Origin of the sequence: Chromobacterium sp. ASV23, from assembly GCF_016428945.1 — a bacterium.
GTDB classification, from domain to species: Bacteria; Pseudomonadota; Gammaproteobacteria; order Burkholderiales; family Chromobacteriaceae; genus Chromobacterium; species Chromobacterium sinusclupearum.
This window is the reverse complement of the sequence record NZ_JAELTR010000009.1, coordinates 17406-31400: the sequence shown is the minus strand read 5'-3', so window position 1 is coordinate 31400 and position 13995 is coordinate 17406. Positions and strand designations below refer to the sequence as shown.

General features: G+C 58.4%; 10 protein-coding genes. 1 reads left to right on the top strand and 9 read right to left on the bottom strand.

Annotated features, from left to right (window positions below; all coding sequences use genetic code 11):
- Window positions 1–78 precede the first annotated feature (78 nt).
- Complete coding sequence (locus JHD59_RS06150) at window positions 79–1902, top strand: carboxypeptidase-like regulatory domain-containing protein (RefSeq protein WP_199153589.1); 1824 nt, start codon at window positions 79–81, stop codon at window positions 1900–1902.
- 66 nt (window positions 1903–1968) lie between these two features.
- On the opposite strand, the gene JHD59_RS06145 is transcribed toward JHD59_RS06150, so the two are convergent.
- From JHD59_RS06145 to JHD59_RS06105, 9 genes are all read right to left on the bottom strand, one after another.
- A complete protein-coding gene (locus JHD59_RS06145) occupies window positions 1969–2349 on the bottom strand; it encodes a RidA family protein (RefSeq protein WP_103318380.1) in 381 nt (126 codons plus the stop codon).
- Complete coding sequence (gene hemW, locus JHD59_RS06140) at window positions 2349–3551, bottom strand: radical SAM family heme chaperone HemW (RefSeq protein WP_199153588.1); 1203 nt, start codon at window positions 3549–3551, stop codon at window positions 2349–2351. The genes JHD59_RS06145 and hemW overlap by 1 nt, the downstream gene beginning before the upstream one ends.
- A gap of 103 nt (window positions 3552–3654) precedes the next feature.
- On the bottom strand, window positions 3655–4248 hold the full coding sequence (gene rdgB, locus JHD59_RS06135; protein ID WP_199153587.1) for an RdgB/HAM1 family non-canonical purine NTP pyrophosphatase: 594 nt from the start codon (window positions 4246–4248) through the stop codon (window positions 3655–3657).
- A 67-nt stretch (window positions 4249–4315) separates the two neighbouring features.
- Complete coding sequence (locus tag JHD59_RS06130) at window positions 4316–5389, bottom strand: PotD/PotF family extracellular solute-binding protein (RefSeq protein WP_103318386.1); 1074 nt, start codon at window positions 5387–5389, stop codon at window positions 4316–4318.
- 102 nt (window positions 5390–5491) lie between these two features.
- Window positions 5492–6535, bottom strand: a complete 1044-nt coding sequence (gene dusA, locus JHD59_RS06125) for a tRNA dihydrouridine(20/20a) synthase DusA (RefSeq protein ID WP_199153586.1) — start codon at window positions 6533–6535, stop codon at window positions 5492–5494.
- Window positions 6536–6996: 461 nt separating this feature from the next.
- Window positions 6997–7896: a DUF6708 domain-containing protein gene (locus JHD59_RS06120; RefSeq protein ID WP_199153585.1), complete on the bottom strand. Its 900-nt coding sequence runs from the start codon at window positions 7894–7896 to the stop codon at window positions 6997–6999.
- A 1-nt stretch (window position 7897) separates the two neighbouring features.
- Entirely contained in the window at window positions 7898–10375 is a 2478-nt protein-coding gene (locus tag JHD59_RS06115; RefSeq protein WP_199153584.1) for a T6SS effector BTH_I2691 family protein, read from the bottom strand.
- A 21-nt stretch (window positions 10376–10396) separates the two neighbouring features.
- Entirely contained in the window at window positions 10397–11269 is an 873-nt protein-coding gene (locus tag JHD59_RS06110) for a hypothetical protein (protein WP_199153583.1), read from the bottom strand.
- A gap of 18 nt (window positions 11270–11287) precedes the next feature.
- Window positions 11288–13921: a type VI secretion system Vgr family protein gene (locus tag JHD59_RS06105; RefSeq protein WP_199153582.1), complete on the bottom strand. Its 2634-nt coding sequence runs from the start codon at window positions 13919–13921 to the stop codon at window positions 11288–11290.
- Window positions 13922–13995 lie beyond the last annotated feature (74 nt).

Sequence of the window (13995 nt, the reverse complement as noted above, 5' to 3'; positions counted from 1 at the left end):
AGTAGACTCTGCGCGGAAATAAAAAATAACAATTCTGCATCTTGGCTCGATGGACACATCTAGACTAAGGATTTCGTGATGAATACAACGATGAAACTCCTGCCCCTCGCCGTGGGCAGCGCTCTGCTTTTGGCCGCCTGCGGTGGCGGTGGCGGCAGCGACTCCAACACCAGCAACAACGGCGGCGCCGCGCCCGTCGCTCAGGGAGTTGGCCCCGTCAGCGGCACGGTCGCGACAGGCGCGCCGCTGGAAGATGCTCAGTTGACATTCAAAGACGTCAACGGCAAAACCCTCACCGCTTCGACGGGCGACGATGGCAGCTACAAAGCCGACCTAAGTTCCTTGAAAGCCCCTGTTTTAATCGAAGCCAGCGGCACCGCGGGCGGCCAAAACCTTATATTGCATTCCGTGGTGACCCAAGCTGGCACCACCAATGTCACGCCGCTGACAGATGCCATCGTGGCAATGAGTATCGATGGCGATGCGTCAGCCTGCTTCGCAGACAATAGCTGCGCCGCCAAGCTCTCCAGCGACAAACTTAGCGCCAGCAGCGCCAATCTCCAGGCAGCGTTGGCTCCGATGCTGAGTGCTCACGGACTGGACAGCAAACTGGATATGCTGCATTCGGCGTTCAAGGCTGACAAGACCGGTCAGGATAAGCTGTTGGAAACCGTCAAGGTAGCAGCAGGGGATAATCCGGGTGAAGTTGCCATCCACAGCGCTTTTGGCGGTGACGAAGTGATTGTAAATCGCTCTCAGAAACCCAAAACACAAGTGACTGCTCCCGCGAAATTACCAGACTTAAAAGGCCTAGATGATTTAGCCAAGCAATTGACCGCAGCCTACCAAAAGGCAGATGGTCTGAGTGATCGCTTGAAGCCCCTCTTGAGCAAGGACTTCAACTCCTTTGGTGATAATGCGGCCCAATACATTACCGCCGAACAGACTGATGCTAACGATTCGCAAAACTCATACAATACAGTCGGCACACATTATGGCCGTCCTCAGATCGTACGCTGCGATAATGCGGAACGTTGCGAAGTCAGGATGACAATTACACCGAGCAAAAAACCACCCTATAATTTTTACGCCATAGTTAAATACGAAAACAGTATCTGGAAACTAGCAGGCAATGATGCTCCGGTTAGCTATGATCTGGAAACCCGCGCGCAACAGCTGATCGATGTTAATAAAAAAAGCGCCAAGCGCATGGGTGAACTTTATGTTTCAATTCAACGATATGGCGCATCAGCCCTGCAGCAACAATTTAGTGAAAATCCGCCTGCAGAACAAGTACATAGCGCTCAACTACTAGTTGGCGACAAGGTATTCAAATCCTTTTCCACTCAAACTGGTTGTGGCTTTACTGATGAGCCGGTATTTGGATACGAAGATCCCAGCAGCCATACCATTGCTTGCGGCCCCGCATTTGAATCAAATGATCAAGAAATTCAAAATTATAATGTAGCGCTCCGCCGAGGAACCTTGAAGTTGCGCTTCTTCTCCGACGCAGGTTTCAAACAGCAGGCAGGCAGGGATGTTTATCTACATACTGCGCTATTTACTTCCAATGACCTCAAGAAAATCAACTTTCCCACTATGGATGATGCTTCAATCGACAGAGCCAATAAAGCAAATGGCAGCACGGCATTGAATTTAAACTGGCAAATTCCATCTTCGCTGAAATTTAATTTCATTGCCTTAAGAATGGTTCAACACACCACGCCAGATCAACCTTGGGGCATTCGTCGTAGTGAAAGCGCAGATGACACCACAACACATTCGGCAATCTTAAAAAATAATCTGGTTACCAAACTGACTCAACCAGATGCCTATCGCATTAGCCTCTATGCAAACGATGCAACGGATCGATCTGTATTCACCCGCTATCTGTTTCGCTAGGCGCACGCCATAAAGCAAAACCCCGCGCCAAAACGCGGGGTTTTCTTTCCAGCCAGAACAAGAAGCTTACAGCACCATCACCGCTTCCGCCTCCACCAGCACGCCCTTGGGCAGGCTGGCCACGCCGACGGCGGCGCGCGCCGGGAACGGCTGGCTGAAGTACTGGCCCATGATTTCGTTGAAGGTGGCGAAGTTGGACAGATCGGTCAGGTAGGCATTCAGCTTGACGATCTGGTCCAGGCTGCCGCCGGCGGCTTCGCATACGGCCTTCATGTTCTTGAACACCTGGTGGGTTTCGGCGGCAAAGCCGCCTTCCACCACGACCATGGTGGCCGGATCCAGCGGGATCTGGCCGGACAGGTATACGGTGTTGCCGGCCTTGACGGCTTGCGAGTAAGCGCCGATGGCGGCCGGGGCCTTGTCGGTGTGGATGATTTCCTTAGCCATTATTCATCTCCTTCTTTCAGGAACAGGGTGAGCAAATCGTTGAGGAAGCGCTGGCCTTTCAGCGTCGGGCGCAAGATCGCGCCATCGCCGTCCAGCAGGCCTTGCGCCTGGGCGTGGTCCAGCTGGCGGCGGATCAGCGCCAGCGGCAGGCCGGTGCGTTCCTGGAACAGGCGGCTCTCAAAGCCGCCGGTCAGGCGCAGCAAATTCATCATGAATTCAAACGGCAGATCAGTGCGGGAGATCTTCTGATTGCTGAACAGCGGATTGCCGTCCGCCACCGCCTTCAGATAGGCCGCCGGCTGCTTGTGCCGCATCTGGCGGACGATGCCGGCGTGGCTGCTGATCTTGCCATGCGCGCCGGCGCCGATGCCGATATAGTCGCCAAACTGCCAGTAATTGAGGTTGTGCCGGCTGTGCCGGCCCGGTTTGGCGAAGGCCGAGGTTTCGTAATGATCGAAACCGGCGGCGTCCAAGCGGGATTCTATCGCCTCCTGCATGTCGGCCGACACCTCGTCGTCCGGCAGGTTTTGCGGCGTTTGCACGGCAAACAGCGTATTCGGCTCAATCGTCAGGTGATAGGCCGACAAATGCGTGATGCCGTAGGACAGCGCAGTGTTCAGGTCGGACAGCGCCTCGTCCAGCGTCTGCCCCGGCAAGGCATACATCAGGTCCAGGTTGACGTTGTCGAAGTGGGTCAGCGCGATCTCGACCGCCCGCTTGGCCTCGTCGCCGTCATGGATGCGGCCTAGCGCCTTCAGGTGCTTGGGATCGAAGCTCTGGATGCCGATGGACAGGCGATTGATGCCGGCCTCGCGGTAGCCGCGGAAGCGTTCGATCTCGAAAGTGCCGGGATTGGCCTCCATGGTGATCTCGGCGTCCGGATGCAGCTTCATCCGCGCGCGCACCCCGGCCAGCAGCGCGTCCATCGCCTGCGGGCTGAACAGGCTGGGCGTGCCGCCGCCCATAAAGATGCTGGTCAGCGGCCGGCCCCATACTTCCGGCAAGCTGTATTCCAGATCGCGCAGCAACGCGTCTACATAGGCCATCTCGTCGAAGCCGTTTTTCGGCTCGTGCGAGTTGAAGTCGCAATACGGGCACTTGCGGATGCACCACGGGAAGTGGATGTACAGCGACAGCGGCGGCAATTCGCGCAGGCCGCCCTGCCCGCCTAGCCCGGAAAGCGATATTTTTGTCACCTGCACGTCGCGGCTCCTCGCTGTACCACGTGTACTATCTCGTCGCCGCTCGTTTGGTTTCGCGATCTCGCATCCCGGGCGTTGCAGGCAATCAACCGATTCGCCACGCTCATGCCAGCGCCTTGAGCTTGGCCATCAGCGCGGCCAGCGCCTGGCCGCGGTGGCTGACGCGGTTCTTCTCGGCGGCGTCCAGTTCGGCCACCGACACGCCATAGCTCGCCAGGTAGAAATGCGGGTCGTAGCCGAAGCCGCCCTCGCCCGCCGCTTCGTCGCGCACCTCGCCCAACCAGATGCCGTCAGCCACCAGGGGCTGCGGATCGTCGGCGTGGCGCACCAGCACCAGCACGCAGTAGTACCAGGCGCGGCGGTTGGCTTGCCCTTGCAGCTTTTCCACCAGCAGCGCGTTGTTGCGCGCGTCGGACTTGGGCTCGCCGGCGAAGCGGGCCGAATACACGCCCGGCGCGCCGCCCAGCGCCTCCACGCAGATACCAGAATCGTCGGCCAACGCCGGCAGGCCGGTCAGCCGGCTGGCGTGACGCGCCTTCTCCAGCGCGTTTTCCAGAAAGGTGTGGTGCGGCTCCGGGCATTCCGGCACGTCGAAATCACGCTGCGGGCGCACGGTGACGCCCAGCTCGGCGAACAGCGCGCCGAACTCCTTCAGCTTGCCGGGGTTATTGCTGGCGAGAACCAGTTGGTCGAACATCTTTATCGCTCTTTCTATCTTGTAAGCTGCCGGACTACCGTTCATGGCGTCCGGCCAGGCCGCCAGCTTAGCGGCTGACCTTTACTTCCGTCCACATCCGCGCCAGCACGCGGCGCTCGGCCGGGGTCAATTCGCGCAGCACGGTCCATTTTCCGGCCTGTTCCGGCGTCGGGTTGATCACGGGGTGGGATTTCAGATCAACGCGGAAATACGCGCTGGCGCCAGCCACCGGATTGGTGGCGCCGTTGAGGTTGGTCAGTTGGGCGGCATTCTTGCCATCCAGCATGAAATTGATGAACTGGTGCGCCAGGTCTGGCCGCTTGGCGCTGGCGGTGATGGCCATGGTGTCCACGCCCAGTTCATTGCCCTCGCGCTGCGATACATTGCCGATGTGGAAGCGCCGCTTGCTCAGGCGCGCATCTTCGCTGGCCTGGAAGAATTCGGTGGAATAGCCCAAGGCCACCCAGATATTGCCGATGGCCAGCTGCTTCAGATAGCTGGCATTGGAGAACGCCGCCCAGTAAGGCTTGGCCTGCTTGATCACGTCGCGCGCGGCGCGCATGTCGGCTTCGGTGGCCTTGTTCGGGTCCTTGCCCAGGTAGAACAGCGCGGCGGTGAATACCTCGCGCGAGCTGTCCAGCACCGTCACCTTGCCCTTGATCTTCTGCAGCACCTTGGGATCGAAAATCACCGACCAACTGGTCGGATCGATGCCCAGCTGCTTCAGTTTCTCCACGTTGTAGCCCACCGAAGTCAGCGACAGCACAGTGGGGATGGTGTAGCGGTTGCCCGGATCGTAGCTTTGCGACAGATACGCCGGCGCCACATTCTTCAGATTGGGAATCTGCCGGTGATCCAATGGTTGCAAAAGCTTCTGCTTGGTCATGGCCTGCACCACGAAACTGGACGGAAACACCATGTCGTAGCCCTTGGCCCCGGCGGCCAGCTTGGCCAGCATTTCCTCGTTGTCGCCGTAGTAGTCCTGCACCACCTTGCAGCCGCAACTGCGCTCAAACTGCTTGACGATGTTGTCGGACAACGAGCCGCTCCAGTTGTAGATGTGCAGCACGTCATTGGGACCGGCCCAAGCCAGGCCAGAAGACAGCGACAGGGCGAGCATCAACTTCTGCAACTTTTTCAATTGGGATTCACCTCCAGACGGTCATGCCAGGCATGACAATGACAAAAGGCGGCACTAGGCCGCCCGGATCGACAACCGCCAGTTGGGCGGTCATCGCGGTATTCAGGCCCGGCGGCCTTGCAGCGTCGCTTCGTAGGCTTGGCGCAGCAGGCCGGCGTCGGCGCCGTCCAGCAGCTTGGCGTCGGACAGCATGCGCCGCCAGTTGCGCGCGCCAGGCAGCCCCTGGAACAGGCCCAGGATGTGGCGGGCGATGTGGCGGACATTGCTGCCATCGCCTAATCGCGCCGTGACGTAAGGCATCATCGCCTCCACCACCGCCGCGCGTTCCGGGCGAGCGGTTTGGTCGCCATAGAACAGCGCGTCCCACTCGGCCATCAGCCAGGGATTGTGATAAGCCTCGCGGCCCACCATCACGCCGTCCACATGCTTCAAATGCTCGGCGATCTCGGCATTGGTTTTCACCCCGCCGTTGATCAGGATTTCCAAATCCGGCCGCTCCCGCTTCAGACGATAAACATAGTCGTATTTCAGCGGCGGAATCTCGCGGTTTTCCTTAGGACTCAGGCCTTTTAGGATGGCGTTGCGCGCGTGGACGATGAAGGTGCGGCATCCGGCCTCGGCCACAGTGTCCACAAACTCGCGCAGGTAATCGTAATGCTCGATCTGATCGATGCCGATGCGGTGCTTGACGGTAACATCGATATCTACGGCATCTCGCATCGCCTTGACGCAGTCGAACACCAGCTGCGGCTCCGCCATCAAACAGGCGCCGAAAGCGCCCTTCTGCACTCTCTCGGACGGGCAACCGACATTAAGGTTCACCTCGTCATAGCCCCACTGCTGGGCCAGCTTGGCGCAGGCGGCCAATTCCGCCGGTTCGCTGCCGCCCAATTGCAGCGCCAACGGATGTTCTGCCTCATCGAAACGCAGATGCCGTTCCACATCGCCATGCAGCAGCGCGCCGGTGGTGACCATCTCGGTGTACAACCAGCTGTGACGCGTAATTTGGCGGGCAAAATAGCGGTAGTGGCGATCCGTCCAGTCCAGCATCGGCGCCACGCTCAGGCGACGAGAGGGCTTATTTGCTTGAAATCCTTGATTGGCGCGGGTTTCAGCGCCTTGGGGTACAGTCTTGTTTACGTTCATTCCGGCTGATTTCCGCCTATTTCCGTCCCGCCGGTGCTACACAAAGCGCGATTTTCCGGGGCTATAGCACCACTCGCGCGCCTTGCGTAGCACCTGCCTTCTAGCTGACAAGGCGGCGCTGACTAAGCATTTGAATAAACGAAGAATTATCCCCCTTACACTGCGCGAGGGTCAAGTTTGGCAGACAGATACATGCCAATCACTCAGCGGCGGATCGCCTCGCTTGCGGGGCATCCGCCCTACGCGAGATCATCCGCTGTAGGCCGAAATATACAGGGAAAGCCGAGAGTGCCCTGGCGATGTCGACGCAGCGAAGATATCAGCCTACAGAGTCCAGCCCATTAACCTACGGTCTTCACGGGCTCGTCCTAAAACCTACGCACGTCCTTCGCAGTAAAATTGCACTGCCCAGACTCTTGCAGAACTTAAATCCAGCGAGGCCGCGACTTATCCAGACCTCCTTATGCATTCATGCTAGCATCTCTGAAAAATGGGTCATGCCCGTCAAGACGTGGACACTGCGCTTCGATCTCCGCTGGCCATTGTGGGATTTTGCTGAAATGCATGGCGATCATCCGGCCGGGATAGAATATATAGTAAAAAAGAATGAATGGATTGAGATAGCTGCCGAGAGAAGCAGCGATGCGCTCAAAACTGAATGCTAGCGTTTCTTTCTTGTCTTTGATCGGCAGGCAGCCGCTAATCACATCTGAGACGCTGGCAGGGCCTTCTTCCATGTAGCGGCGGATAAACTCCCAATACCCCTTTGCTCTCTCCCGTCCCCAACTTCCCATCGCGCATGCCGGCAGCCCAAAGGTTTCGCGCACTGTTACGCCATCCTCGTCCAGCACATGGCCAACCATATCCCACATCCCATAGGTGACAGGAATCTGGGTGAAAAATACCTTATCCCACTTCACACTCAATATGGTTCCATCCTGACGGAAAACATGAACCATGCGTGTTTTGCGATTAAAACGGATGGGGTAGTGGGTATAGTTGATTTCTTTCTTTGTTATTTTCCAAGTGTGCCATACAAAAATTAACAGCAATGGATTTACTATGAATACGTACCAGCCCTCTGCATTTCCTGATGCTATCGCGGATAGGCCATAATAAAACCCAATTAACAAACCGAACATAGTAAATGCAGCTTGAATTAGCCAGGCTGTAGTCAAGGATCCCTTGTCAAAAAAATACTTATCAACCACCTCCAGCCAGTTAGAGTTAATCTCAACAACCGAAAGCTGATGATAAAGCCCAGTATTTAGTTTCTCTTTTTGCTTTAATTGACGATCGCGCTCATCAATCGAAAGCGGCCTATTAATTGCGTACGGAGTGGCCTGCCCAGTAAATTCCATATTATCCCGCCACGGCCAATTCTAATTGCTTTTGCTCTTCGTCTGGTGTTTTATACGTTCGCCCACCCCAATACCCATTTTCCAGCCAGGCTTGAACTTTATTATCCTTGAATAGTTCAATCAGCAAAGCAACTCCAATCAGTGCAATAATGGCGATCCAGCCAATAAATGGAAACACACTAGCGAGTGCCATATATGCAACTATCACTCCCAGCCCCATTGACATTAGGTATAAAAAACCCATCCCAATCTTTCCCGACCTAAATGAGTTAAGCGCATTCTTTCCATCCCAAAATGCCATAATAGCTCCGCCAATGAATCCACCTAATCGCCCAAGGCCGCTAAGTAGACCTCCAAACTTACCCAAGCCTTCGGCAAACTTCGGCACCCAGGCCGCAGTTTTTTTCAGGCCCTGTCCAGCCATATCGACGATGGTCCCTGCAAGTGCAGTTGTGCCTGCACGCAAACGCCAGCTAGCCTCTTTTGCCTCGTGGCTCATCGCGCTTTGTTCATCTTGCCCCAGCTTGTCCAAAGCGGCCCACTGCCAAATGGCTGCCAGCAGTCCGCCGGCAAACGGTATCGCGCCCTTGGCGCTGGAGAGTGCGGCGCGCCATTCACCCATGACGATATTATCCAGCTGAGCCGGGGTATGGATACTGCCTGCCAGCCATTTAGCCTGCTGAGAAGGGGTCAGCCCATTAGGCATGCCTCTAACTTGCTTGGGATCGAGCAAGAGAGTAAACGTCTTCTTTTCGGTTCCTTCCAAGGGCACACCGGCTGCTTGCAGATTACGCAGCTGTGCGCTGACGGCGCGTTCCATCTCGCGCGGATTCAGCGCTTTGCCGCCTTGCTTGACCAGCTCCTTGATCAAGCGGGTGCGGAAGGCTTTTTTGCTGCCGGTGACTTCCACTTGCACGAAGACTTTTCGGCTATGCATCGCCATGGCAGTCCAGAGCGGCCGTGCCACCTTGTTGGCTATGCCATCGAACAGCTTGACCAAGGGTGCGCTGACCGTCAGCAGGTAGGCATTCAGGCTGGTATCACCGTGAGCGATCTTCTCGGCCACGCCCCCCTGGAAACCGATATAGGCATCCGCGGGGAAGATGCGCGGATCAATGCTTTGCGCGCCGACAGCCTTTTTGATCTGGTCTTTCAGCGATTTTTGATTGAGTACGGTCGCGTTTAACACGAAGTTTTCTGGCTCGAAGTTACCGGATAGCAATTGCGATAGATAGTCCAAGCAAAGCTTCTTGTCTTGCGCGCCGGAAACTGCGAGGGTGACCGCCCGCGTATAGGCCTCTCCGCTATCTAGATCATCCTCATCGTAATTGCATTGGAAAGATTGCTTGATGTCCTGACCGCCTAGCCAACCCAGATAAGCCTTGGCGAGCGGCTGGATGGTGGTCTGGTCGAACTTTTGGCTTTCCGCCTCAAACTTGACCTGCCAGGCCTGCATGGCCGGTTCGTTGAACTTGGCTCGGTATTTGTCCCAGGCCAGCTTTTGGGCGCGCTTGGCTTCGGCTGGCGTGACCGTACGCAGGGCATCGTACTGGGCCTCTCTGCGTTTTCTGGCGCTGGACGAGAACAGCACGGAGAGGTCGGGCTGCGAGAGGTAGTCATTGGATAGTTCTTCTGCCGCTTGATGCTCGGCTTCCAGCGCCTGGTCCTCCACGGCCATCTTGATCTGGCTGATAGCCATGCTGGCCATCAGCGGGTGCTTGTTTTCCTTCTTGTTAGCGAAGGCGCTGGCGTGATGAATCATCAGGGCGGAGAGTTCGGCGGCAATGCCGACCGGATCGCTAATCGCGACGATGAAGCCTTTGCCGGGGGCGAGTTTTTCTGCTTCCGCGATCAGCCGCTCGGCGCGTCCTTTTCTGCTGGCGAGCGGAATGGGAGAGAAGCCCACGGCCTTGCCCAGAGCCGCTTTATCCAGTGCATATTCCGCGATTTTGCTGCCTGCATCCTTGATGGGCAGACAATGCTTGGCATCGATACTGGCGCTGTATGCTTTGACGTCTACGCAGCGCATGTGTTTCTTGCGATAGTCTGCGCTTTCATGACGCTTGCGCACGGCCTCCGTCCATTGACCGTCCGAGAACGCCAGCCAGACCTTGGTCGCGCGCTTGGCATCGGGGATAGTGATGCAACTGGCGATAGCGCGGTGTCCTTCATCGGGGCAACTGAACGGTTTTTTCGGTAGAACCAGCGGCTGACCTTTGGCTTGGGTGCTGGTCTTGAAGAAATAGCCATCCTCGGTGACAAAATAGTCATCCCAGCGTTTGCGCGCCTCATCGTAAACATAGAGGTAGCCGCTGCGGAGGGTTCTCATCGTGTATTGGCTGCTCGCATCGGGCAGCGCCACCGAGGGTTTGTTTGCTACCGCCGGAGCATTGGCATCGGGGAGGGCAATCGCATACCGGGCCGGGAAAATCGGTACGCCGCGCTTATCGCAGTATTCGCAACTGGGGTTAGTGCTCATATTTTCTCGTTTGGGTAGGCGTTATTCAATAGCGGAAGCTTGGATGACGGCCCACTGCTCGTCTGTGAGCAACGCAAGGCAATCCACCACCGTGCTGTCTTCACGCTCTTCCGGGCTTTGCGCCATCCAGCCGGCGATCTCGCGCTGGACCAACGGGTGTGAATCAAACTGATCGCCGTAACGAATGCCATAACAGGCAAAGGCCACTTGGTCCTCAAGCCGGCCCAGCTGGTACAAGTGTTGCGCCCGTTGAACCAGGCTATCCACTCGCGCCGAACGGTTCATGGCGCTTTCCCAGTCCAGGCAACCTGTTTGCGCGAATGCGCGATTCACTGCGCCGACTCTCAGCAGCCTCTCCCAATCCATGGTTGGCGCGGTGTGCTGGCTTGAGTTGGACGCCGGGGGCGTCATCAAGGCCCAGCGGCCATACAGATTACTTGCCCATAGGCTGACCGGGCCATACAAACCGATCATGGTCGGGGCATTGAGTACGCGCGGCAGTTGCGACCAGACTCTGCCATCAAAAATTCTCAGCCAAGATTTCTGCCCTTGATGGAGCAACACCTGGGCCTGACATAGATGGCGCGCCATAGCGGCCGGGGCGACGGCTGCCGACAAGAGCGCGCTGAGCGGCGCTGGTTCATCGTCTTGCTGGGCGTTTTCCAGTTGGGTGAACAAGGCGCTTCGGTCATCGGGCTTGAGCGCCGATAGATTCAACAAGGAAGGCATCAGCCCTTCGTTGTCTTCGAAGCCTCTGGGCGTAAGCAAGGTCCACGGCCAGTCATCAGGTAGTTCAGCCCTTTGCTCCGCAGAGGCAATGGCAAAATTGAATGGAACCAATTGGCCTTGAGTCAGAAATGCGCCAGACAGCGGTTGCCAGTTTTGTTGATGCATTGCGCTCTCCCCTAGACCTTACGCTGCCGGGACAACGGCGTCGCCGCCAGCGGCTGCCGCCCGGGCGCGCATCTCGCACATTTTGACCTTCAGCTCCGGCATCGGGGCGTTCAGGCTGGCCGGGCCGGACAGGTCATGGCTCGCGCCTTTCACGCTGACGGTGCCGGGCGCATGCACTTCAATATTGCCATCGGCAATCCGGAAATAAGCGCCGCCGGCCGTCAGCAGGATTTCCTTCTGGGCCTTGACCTCAATCCGATCCTTGCAGGAGGTGATGGTCACATCCTTGTCCGCCGTAATCTCCATCGCATCGCTCTGCGCCTGGATCTGCACCTTGCCCTTAGCGGCAATCAGCTTAATCGCCACCTTGTCTTTCACCCCGGCCACGAACAGGCTGATGCTCTTGCCCACGTTGTGAATCCAGCGTCGGCCGGTGGTATGGTTGGCATCACGCTGGGCCACCAGGTTGAGATTCTGCTCGGCGCTGAGGGTTTGGCTTTGCTCGGTAACGCTGGCGATGCCGGCGGGCCCCGAAAGGACGATCAATGGTTGCTGGCCTGGTTGCTCCTTGGCCGTCTTGCCGTCCTTGTCGGTATTGCTGCCGGCTTCCCACGCCTTGAGGGCATCCAGATGATGCATCAGATGGCCATCAGGCTGCTTGCTGCCCTTGGCGTTGTCCGGGCAGATCTCTTCAGGACCCGTTTCCATGGTGTCGGCAAGCTGGCCGGTGGCGGTTTCCGCCAGCGCCTGGCTCAGCGCGACGGCGGACTGCAACTGGCTTTGCGCATGCTCGCGCGCCAGCTGTTTGCCGCCGGCGCCGTTTTGCGCTTCGGTGGACAGCAGCAGGCCGTGGGCGGCGCGGATGGCGCCGTGCTGGTCGGTTCTGAGTTCGAAGCCTTCTCCGCGCGGCTGGGCTTTGCCGTTGCTGCGCGGGTGGGTGAGGAAGCCTTGGTTGAGCTGAGTCTTGCCGGATTCGGAGCTGAGTTTGGCGCGGACTTCGCCCGGCGTGTCATCGAACAGCAGTTCGTTGTAGCCGCCGCCCTGGTGTTCCTTGGATTTGATCCCGGACAGCGTTTTGTTGGCGGGCAGCGCGCCGGCGCCGCTGAAGTCGGGTGTCGGGTGGCTGCCGTTGTAGAACACGCCGGTGACCAGCGGTCGGTCGATGTCGCCTTCGATGAAGTCGACCAGCACTTCCTGGCCGATGCGCGGGATGAACTGGTGGCCGAAACCGGCACCGGCGCTGGGCATGGCCACGCGCAGCCAGCATGAAGATTTATCGTCGAGATTGGCGCCGAATTGGGCGTGTTCCTCTGGCCGTTGCCAGTGGAACTGCACCTTGATGCGGCCTTGGGCGTCGGTGTAGATCTCGTCGGCCACTTGGTCGCTCGGTTCGGCCGGGCCGACCACGGTGGCGGTCTGCACGCCGCGCGATTTGGGTTTGGCCAGCGCGGTGCCGGCATAGGCCGGCGTCAACGGAATGCCGCGGCGCTGGGTCTGCAGCGAGGTGGTGAACGGCGCGGCGTCGCTGGGGGCGCCAACGTGCTGGGCCAGATCCTTGGGCAGGTTGTTGCGCACCTGGAAGCTTTGGCCGGTGACCACGAATTCGCGGTGTTGCGGGCTGTCTGTTTCGTGCGCCGGATGGTCGTCCAGGCGGAACCATTCGCCCGGCTGCAAGCCGCGCACGGTGCCGCTGGCGCGGAAGGACTTGGCCTGCAGGTCATGCGCCTGCTGGCGCAGCTGGGCGTAGCGGCCCAGCTGTTCATCGTCGCCGGCGTAATACAGGCCCGGCGCGTCGTATTGCGTGAGGCTGCTTTGCAGCGCCTGGCCGGCTTGGCCTTGTTCGATGCGGCTGCCGTCTTCGCTGTGCTGGGTGGCGACCGGTTTGTAGTCGTAGCTGGCCAGCGCCACGCTGCTGGGCACGATCTGGCGGGTGGCTTGCCATTCGGTCAGGCCGTCTTCGTCTTCGGTGGCGTCGGCGCGGTGGAAACGCACGCGGCTCAAGGGGGCAGCCGGCAGGCTATGCGGATCGTCAAACACCGCCAGCTGTACCTGTGGGCCATCGTCGTCTTGATGGAGGAAACGCCAGGCGTAGCCTTCTTCGTGCAGCAGCCGGACGATGAATTCGTAATCGCTCTCGCGATATTGCAGGCAGTAGCTGCGCGGCCGGGCCGGCTGCACCTGGATGGACAGCGTCTGCACGCGAGCGAAGGCCGGGTTGCTCTGCTGATGTTCGGAGAGGATCTGCTGGATGATGTCCGGCACCGTGATGTCCTGGAACACGAGCGATGTGCGGCGGTGGCGCAGCAGCGCGAACGGCGGTTCGATCGTCAGCTCGTACTTGGCGAAGCCGCCATCCGCACCGGCCAGCCTGGCCTCGCTCACCACGCCGCAACGGATGGACTCGCCGCCCGCCGCATCCTCGATGCCGATGCGCGCCGGCTGGCCCAGCAGCGACTTCAGTTCGATATGGGTGTCCGGCGACAAGCAGGTCAGCGTATAGCGGTAAGGTTGGGACAGACCTTCTTCGGCCTGCAGGCTCAGCGGCAGCAGCTGCTCGGCGGCGATCTGCCCGGTGCCCAGCCGCAAAGTCAATACCCGTCGATCTTGGCCAAAAGCGGAGGCGAAACTGGCCAGCAGTGCGTTCAAATCCATCCGAGTCCCAAATAAAAATACCCTCATGGCGAGGGTATGTCATTGAACTAAAAGAGGATAAGAATTTTATGATG